We start from the raw sequence: 8,095 nt of genomic DNA, 5'->3' as shown, positions 1-8,095 counted from the left end.
GTCGCCGACGTCTCCGCGGTCGCCGACCCCGGCACCGGAGTCGCGGTCTACCACGCCGGCGGCTGGGGGGTCTACGGCGGCACCAGCGCGTCCGCGCCGATCGTCGGCGCGGTCTACGCCCTGGCCGGCGCGCCGGGCGGCTCGGACTACCCGAACACCTATCCCTACCAGCACAGCGAGAGCCTCAACGACGTCACGACCGGGACGAACGGCAGCTGTGGCGCGACGGCGCTGTGCACGTCCCGGGCCGGCTGGGACGGCCCGACCGGCCTCGGCACGCCCGACGGCGCCGCGGCGTTCAGCGCGACCGGTGTGGTGGGGCCGCCCACCAGGCTCGGGGCGAGCGTCGCGGTGAACAGCCCCGTCGTGCCGGGCCTGAGCACCGCCGCCTCGGTGACCGCGCTGCTGCCACCGGGTGACGCGGTCAGCTCGATCGCCTGGAAGTCAGCCCGGGCGGACTGCGCCTTCAGCACCCCCACGCTGGCCCAGACCTCGATCAGCTGCCCGGCCACCGCGACCGGTACCACCACGGTCACCGCCACCGTGACCGACACCGCCGGATCGACGAAGGCGGTGACCGTGCCGCTGGTCTTCGCCACCTCGGGCGCCAAGCGGAACCTGGCCGTGTCGTTCGGGATCGCCGGGCAGAGCGGCAGCCCGCAGTCCGCCTGCAGCTCGGCGAACACGCCACTGCAGGCCCTGGTGACCGATGCCCTCACCGGCGCGCCGGTGCGCGGGGTGAGCGTCGGCTTCAGCAGGCAGAGCGGAACCGCCCTGCCGGTGGCGCTGGCCAGAGGCACCACCGACACCGGCGGCATCGCCCGCAGCTCGTTGCTCACCTCCTCCGCACTGACCCTGACGGCGGCGACCACCGCGGTCGGGATGTTCAACGCCTATGCCGGTGGCGCGATCGCGGTCACCGCCGGCGTCTGCACCGCGGCCCTCACGGCCAGCGCCGACCGGAGCGCCACGTACTACGGCGACCCGGTCACGGTCAGCGGCCTGCTCACCCACACCTCGCCCGGCGGCGACGTCGCGCTGGCCGGGGCGTCGCTGCAGATCACCGAGACGGCCGCCGGCCGGGTGCTGGCGCTGGGCCGGGTCACCTCCGCGGCCGACGGCAGCTACCGGATGGCGGTCCGGCCCACCGTGTCGGGGTCACTCGCGGTCACGCTGGCGGCCACCCCGTCGTGGACGGCTGCCGGTGCGGCGGCCGGCACCGTGGCCGTCAGCCTGCCCAGCACCGCGCTCAGGGCCGCCGCCGACGCCACCGATGTCGGCTACGCCGCCCCGGTGGTGGTGTCCGGAACGCTGCTGCGCGATGCCGACGGCGTGCTGAGCCCGGTGACCGGAGCCATGGTGAGCGTCCGGAGCACCTCGGCGACCGGCGCCGTCACGGTGCTCGGCAGCGCGACGGTGGCCAGCAACGGCAGCTGGAAGGCCACCGTGACCCCTCGGGTCTCCGGCGTGCTGTCGGCCTGGTTCGCCGGGACCGCGGGCCAGCCGGCCGCAGGGGCGACCGCCGGCTCGCTGACCGTCGGTACCTGGACGCCGGCGGTGACGCTGACGGCGCAGGCCGGCCAGCAGCTCGCCGGGGCGGGCAACCGGCTCTCCGGCACGGTCAGCCGCAGCTATGCCGGTGTCACCACCGCGGCAGCCGGCGTGCCGGTCCGGATCTACCTGCAGACCACCACCGGAGCCGCCGTCCTGCTCGGAACGGCCGGTACCACCGCGAGCGGCAGCTTCACGCTGACCGCGGCACCGGCCGAGAACGGCAGCCTGGTGGCCCGGCTGGTGGCGCCCGGCTACACCGACGCGGCGTCGGCCCCGGTGCCGATCGCGGTCACCACCCGGGTGATCGCCAGCGGGCCGGCCTATGTCGGCACCGGCCTGCTGTTCACGCTGACCGGGACGGTGAGTGCGCCACGTTCTGCCACCGTGACCCTGGACGCCTGGAACGGCAGCGGCTGGAGCCCGCTAGGTTCGGCCGTCAGCTCGGCGACCGGCATCGCCCGGTTCTCGCTGACGGCCGGCGCGGCCGGCGCGTCCACCTACCGGATGCGGGTCACCGGCGACAGCCGAGGTGCCGACGGGGTCAGCCCGAACCTGCTCGTCACCGTGCGGTAGCAGCCGCCGCCTCAGCGGGCAGGGTTCGCGCTCACGGTGTCCTGGGCATCCCACAAGCTGTTGAGACGACGCTGAAGGTATCGGGTTTGGGAGTTGAACCAGAAGGTCCCGAGAATCGCCATACCGCCAGAGACCCGAACCGGGGACTGAATCACTCGGTGGGCGTCGTTGAGCCGGGTGCTGGTATTGGCAAGGCTCACCCAGGCGAAGATGGGCAACAGCTGGGCGAGGACGGCCTTGCCCGGGCTTACCTCGACAGCCTCCGGAGCGAAGGCGCGCAACTCGGCGTTGATCTTGTAATACCAGACCAGGTAATAAATACCGAAGGTAAGTGCTGACAGCCACCAGACACCCCATGCGCTTCGCCTCACACCTACGCGGCGCGGTCGGGCGATCGCTGCCGGGGTGTTGCCGTATCGCGCCAGCGCTGACGGAGTGCCCGAACCGACCGGCGCGGAAAGGCCATCATCGTTGGGCGGATGTTGTTGCGGAGCAGGGGTGGAGTCGAACGGCTGAGTCATCGTGGGCCTTCGGATAGGAGTGATCACGGGTTCCCCGAGACCGCCAAGAGCCTGAAGGCATGTGTGCCGAATGTCAAGTATCGTCTGTATGTCGGACGATCAGCCGTCTTCCAGATCTCCCTCGGTGTCGAGGAAGGCCTGCCGCAACGCCGCCAGGGTGTCCGGGTCGGGGTGCTCCCACAGCTTACGCTGGGCTGCCTCCAGCAACCGCTCGGCGATGCCGTGCAGCGCCCACGGGTTGGACTCGGCGAAGAACTTCCGAAGTTGCGGGTCCAGCACGTAGGTCTGGGCGAGCTTCTCATACATCCAGTCGGCCACCACCCCGGCGGTGGCGTCGTAGCCGAACAGGTAATCCACTGTCGCTGCAAGCTCGAACGCGCCCTTGTAGCCGTGCCGCTGCATCGCCTCCAGCCAGCGCGGGTTGACCACCCGGGCCCGGAAGATCCGGCTCGTCTCCTCCGACAGCGTCCTGGTGCGGACCGCGTCCGGGTTGGTGCTGTCACCGATGTAGGCAGCCGGAGCCGTGCCGGTCAGCGCTCGCACCGTGGCCACCATGCCACCGTGGTACTGGAAGTAGTCGTCGGAATCGGCGATGTCGTGCTCGCGGCTGTCGACGTTCTTGGCCGCCACGTTGATCCGGCGGTAGGCGTTCTCCATGTCCGGCCGGGCCTGGATGCCGTCCACCCCGCGGCCGTAGGCGAAACCGCCCCAGGCCGCGTAGACCTCGGCGAGGTCCGCGTCGTCACGCCAGTTCCCGCTGTCGAACAAGGGCAACAAGCCCGCCCCGTAGGCGCCGGGCTTGGAACCGAACACCCGCAGGGTGGCCCGGCGGTGATCTCCGTGAGCGGCGAGATCTGCCTGCGCGTGGGCGCGGACGTAGTTCTGGTCAGCCGGCTCGTCCTGGGCCGCGACCAGCCGGACCGCGTCGTCGAGCAGGGCCACCACATGCGGGAAGGCGTCGCGGAAGAAGCCGGAGATCCGGACGGTGACGTCGATCCTGGGCCGGCCCAGTTCGGCCAGCGGGATCAGTTCCACGCCGGTGACCCGCCTGGACGCCTCGTCCCAGACCGGCCGGACGCCGAGCAGCGCCAGGATCTCGGCCACGTCGTCGCCGGCGGTGCGCATGGCCGAGGTGCCCCAGGCCGACAGGCCCACCGACCGCGGCCAGTTCCCGGTGTCGGTGCGGTAGCGGGCCAGCAACGAGTCGGCCATCGCCTGGCCGGTCTCCCAGGCCAGCCGGCTCGGGATCGCCTTGGGGTCCACCGAGTAGAAGTTCCGCCCGGTCGGCAGCACATTGATCAACCCGCGCAAGGGAGAACCGCTCGGGCCGGCCGGCACGTAGCCGCCATCCAGGGCATGCAGCACGTTGGTCAACTCATCGGTGGTGCGGGCCAGCCGGGGCACCACCTCGGACGCCGCGAAGACCAGCACCTCGCCGACCAGCGCCGCCCGGCTGTCGTCGGCACCGAGGATCTCGGCGACTACCTCGCAGGCGGCATCGATCCGCCAGTCCCGCGCCTCCATCGCCGACACCAGCCGGTGCGCGAGATCCTCGGCCTCGTCCACCTCGATGCGCCCGGCATCGCCTTGTTCGGAAAGGCCGAGTGCCTCGCGCAGGCCCGGCAGTGCCGCCGCCTGGCCGCCCCAGACCTGCTTGGCCCGCAGCATGGCCAGCACCAGGTTGACCCGGGCTTCGCCATGCGGCGCCTGGCCGAGGACGTGCAGGCCGTCGCGGATCTGGACGTCCTTGATCTCGCACAGCCAGCCGTCGACGTGCAGGATGAACTCGTCGAACTCGGCATCGTGCGGGCGGTCGGCCAGGCCGAGGTCGTGATCGAGCTTGGCTGCCTGGATCAGGGTCCAGATCTGGGCACGGATGGCGGGCAACTTCGCCGGGTCCATCGCGGCGATGCTGGCGTGCTCGTCGAGCAGCTGTTCCAGCCGGGTGATGTCACCGTAGCTCTCGGCCCGTGCCATCGGCGGAATCAGGTGATCGACCAGGGTGGCATGCGCCCGGCGCTTGGCCTGGGTGCCCTCCCCGGGATCGTTCACCAGGAACGGGTAGATCAGCGGCAGCTCGCCGAGCGCGGCGTCGGTGGCGCAGGAGGCAGACATGCCGGCGCTCTTGCCGGGCAGCCATTCCAGGTTGCCGTGCTTGCCGACGTGCACGATCGCGTGCGCGCCGAAGTCCTCGGCCAGCCACCGGTACGCGGCGAAGTAGTGGTGGCTCGGCGGCAGGTCCGGGTCGTGGTAGATCGCGACCGGGTTCTCCCCGAAGCCGCGGGGCGGCTGCACCATCACCACCACGTTGCCGGCCCGCAGCCCGGCCAGCACGATTTCCCCTTGCTGGTGCTGGCTGAAATCGACGAACAGGTTGCCGGGCGCGGCTCCCCAGTGCCGCTCGATCCCGTCCTTGAGGTCAGCGGGCAGGGTGTCGTACCAGCGCCGGTAGTCCGCGGCGGCGATCCGTACCGGGTTGCCGGACAGCTGCTCGGCGGTCAGCCAGTCCTGGTCCTGGCCACCGGCCGCGATCAGCGCGTGGATCAGCGCGTCGCCGTCCAGCGCGCTCACGCCGGGCAGCGCGTCCTCCCCGCCCACCGGCCCGACGTCATAGCCCTGCTCGCGCATCGCCGCCAGCAGCCGCACGACGCTGGCCGGGGTGTCCAACCCGACCGCATTGCCGATCCGGGAATGCTTGGTGGGATAAGCCGAAAGCATGATGGCGATCTTGCGCTCGGCGGGCCGGAGATGCCGCAGCCCGGCATGCCGGACCGCGATGCCGGCCACCCGGTCCGCCCGCTCGGGATCGGCGACGTAGACCGTCAGGCCGTCGGCGTCGACCTCCTTGAACGAGAACGGCACGGTGATCAACCGGCCGTCGAACTCCGGGATCGCGACCTGGGTGGCGGCATCCAGCGGTGACAGTCCGTCGCTGTTGGCCAGCCAGCTGTCCCGGGAGCTGGTCAGGCAGAGCCCTTGCAGGATCGGAACGTCCAGCGCCGCCAGGGCACCGACGTCCCAGGCCTCGTCGTCGCCCCCGGCCGCGGCGGTGGCGGGCTTGGTTCCACCGGCGGCCAGCACCGTCACCACCAGCGCGTCGGCCCCGGCCAGGGTGGCCAGCAGTTCGGGCTCAGCGGCGCGCAGCGAGGCACAGAAGACCGGCAGCGGCCGGCCGCCCTTGCCCTCGATGGCCTGGCACAGCGCCTCGACGAAGGCGGTGTTCCCGGCGACGTGGTGGGCGCGGTAGTAGAGGACGGCGACCGTCGGGGAGACCGTCGGGTAGACCGAGGGGGCTCCGGCAGGGGTGGAGGCGGCTCCCGGAGCGCTGGCCGGTGTCCGCTCCAGGATTCCCCACAGCGGAGTGCTGGCCGGCGGTTCGAAGCCGTAACCGGTCAGCAGGACGGTGTCGCACAGGAACCGGTGCACCTGACCCAGATTGCGCGGGCCGCCCTCGGCCAGGTAGGCGTGTGCCTCGGCTGACACCCCGTAGGGCACCGTCGACAGCTTCATCAGCTCGGCATCCGGTTGCTGCTCGCCGCCCAGCACCACGACCGGCCGGCCGCTGGCAAGCAGCGCGTCGATGCCCGCCTCCCACATCCGGTAGCCGCCCAGGATGCGCACCACCGCCAGGTCCACGCCGGCCAGCAGCGCCGGCAGGTCCTCGACCTCGGTACGAGCCGGATTGGCGAGCCGGTAGTCCGCGCCGCTGGCTCGGGCGCTGAGCAGGTCGGTGTCCGAGGTCGAGAGCAGCAGGATCACAGTGGTCCTCCCCGGGGTCCGCGCCCCTGGCGTGTAGGTAGCGGCCGTTGGAGTGTCTGGCTCGTCCGGGTCTGGAGTGCCCGTGTCACGGTTGTCCGTGTCACGGTGTCCGGGCTCGGAGTCACAGTGGCGGGACCGCGCCGGGATCGCACCGGCTTCCTCCAGCTGTGGCCGCTAGGCGGGCTAACTGTAGCTGGTGGGGTTGGCTCCACCTCGGCGGTTGGCTCCACCTCGGCGGCTGGCTGCACCTCGGCGGTTGGCTCCGCCTCGGCGGCTGGCTCCACCTCGGCGGTTGGCTCCGCCTCGGGTCACAGCAGCTCGGACTGCGGGTTGGGAACCCGGACCAGGAACTCCAGCCGCTCGATGGCCTGCTGCGCCAGGGCCAGCGCGTCCGCCGCGGTGCCGGCATGAGCACGGGCCTGGGCCAGCCGGGAGTGCGAGTTCTGCAGGCCGTTGAGCTCGCTGCCCGGCGATGCGAGCAGGTCCACGGTGACACCGTCGGGCTGCGGCCCGTCGGCGCCCTGGACCTCGACCAGGATGCCGGCGGACGGCGCTCCGGCGAACCAGATCGCCTCGCACCGCGGCGCCCGCGACGGATCGTCGAGCAGCTCCCGGATGCCCGGCAACACCGTCTCGCCGATCACCTGTCGCCACTGGCACCTGACCAGGTCGACCCCGGTGGCGTCGGTGACCAGGTTCCAGAGCTGGTCGCCACCGAAACGCAGGTGGGTCTCGATGACGCGCGGCCCGGCCTCGGTGAGGATGATCTCGGTGTGCGTCGGGCCGAACCGCACCCCCAACGCCTCGAGCACCCGGCACACGTGCGCCTCGATCGCGTTCCGTTGCCCGGGATCCAGCAGAGCGGGCATCACATGCCCGAGTTCCACCAGGCTGGCGGCGTCGGAGTACTTGCGGGTGATGATGACGACCTGGTGCTCGCCGTGCTCGGAAAAGCTCTCCACGCTGTACTGGACGCCCGGCAGGAACGTCTCGACCACGACCCGCGGTGGGTTGCCGGTCGCCTGGGCGGTGGTGTCGGTTCCGTGGGCACGGGGGTCACTTGCCCGTGCGCGGGCGAAGGCCGCCGCCGCCTCGGCCGCCTCGGAGATCACCGACACACCTGAGCTGGCCATCCCGCTCAGTGGCTTCACCACGCACGGATAGCCGTGGGTCGCAGCGAACTCCCGCAACTGCGCCACGGCGGTGACGACGGCCGACGGTGTCGACTCCACACCGGCCTCGGCCAGCCGTTGCCGCATGGCGTACTTGTCGTGCACCAGCCGGACGGTCTCCGGTGAGTGGGTAGGGATGCCCAGCACCAGCCCGACCTCGGCGGCGATGTCCTGGCACTGGTCGCTGAAGGCGCCGATCCTGGTCACCGGCTGGATCTCATGAAGCACCCGGGCATAGGCGATCCACTCCTCGAGCGGAGCTTCGGGAGGCAACGCGATGATCCGGGCGTGCTTCTCGGGCTCGTCGATCTTGGCCAGCTGCTCGGGTTGGCAGAGCACGCTGGTGCTGACCGTCTGGCCGGTGCTCGCGGCCCAGGTCCTGAGCCGGTCGGGTATGTAGTAGCCGTTGCCGAAGATCAGTACATGCTCGGACATCGTCGTCGGATCCTTCGGTCGCGGCGGGCTTTTCGTGACCACCGCAGATTATCGGGACGGCTGAACTGGTGCGCCGGGTCA

Annotated in this window: 3 protein-coding genes, 1 pseudogene and 1 riboswitch; of the genes and pseudogenes, 1 reads left to right on the top strand and 3 read right to left on the bottom strand. The window is 71.3% G+C overall.

The window, feature by feature from the left end:
* Positions 1-2,127, top strand: a pseudogene (locus VF542_RS01820) (hypothetical protein); the annotation flags it as partial.
* Positions 2,128-2,138: 11 nt separating this feature from the next.
* On the opposite strand, the gene VF542_RS01815 reads toward VF542_RS01820, so the two are convergent.
* From VF542_RS01815 to VF542_RS01805, 3 genes are all read right to left on the bottom strand, one after another.
* Positions 2,139-2,648, bottom strand: coding sequence for a DUF4234 domain-containing protein (locus VF542_RS01815; protein ID WP_408649997.1), 510 nt, complete (start codon positions 2,646-2,648; stop codon positions 2,139-2,141).
* A gap of 99 nt (positions 2,649-2,747) precedes the next feature.
* The gene (gene cobN / locus VF542_RS01810) at positions 2,748-6,407 is read right to left on the bottom strand and encodes a cobaltochelatase subunit CobN (RefSeq protein ID WP_408649996.1); all 3,660 of its coding nucleotides are present in this window, start codon (positions 6,405-6,407) and stop codon (positions 2,748-2,750) included.
* Between the two features lie 105 nt (positions 6,408-6,512).
* Positions 6,513-6,567: riboswitch (cobalamin riboswitch) on the bottom strand.
* A gap of 148 nt (positions 6,568-6,715) precedes the next feature.
* Positions 6,716-8,014: an ATP-grasp domain-containing protein gene (locus VF542_RS01805; protein ID WP_408649995.1), complete on the bottom strand. Its 1,299-nt coding sequence runs from the start codon at positions 8,012-8,014 to the stop codon at positions 6,716-6,718.
* Positions 8,015-8,095: the final 81 nt, after the last annotated feature.

This window comes from Jatrophihabitans sp. (assembly GCF_036389215.1).
Classification (GTDB): domain Bacteria; phylum Actinomycetota; class Actinomycetes; order Mycobacteriales; family Jatrophihabitantaceae; genus Jatrophihabitans_A.
The sequence above is the reverse complement of the archived record's forward strand: the minus strand, read 5'-3'. Positions and strand labels throughout refer to the sequence as shown.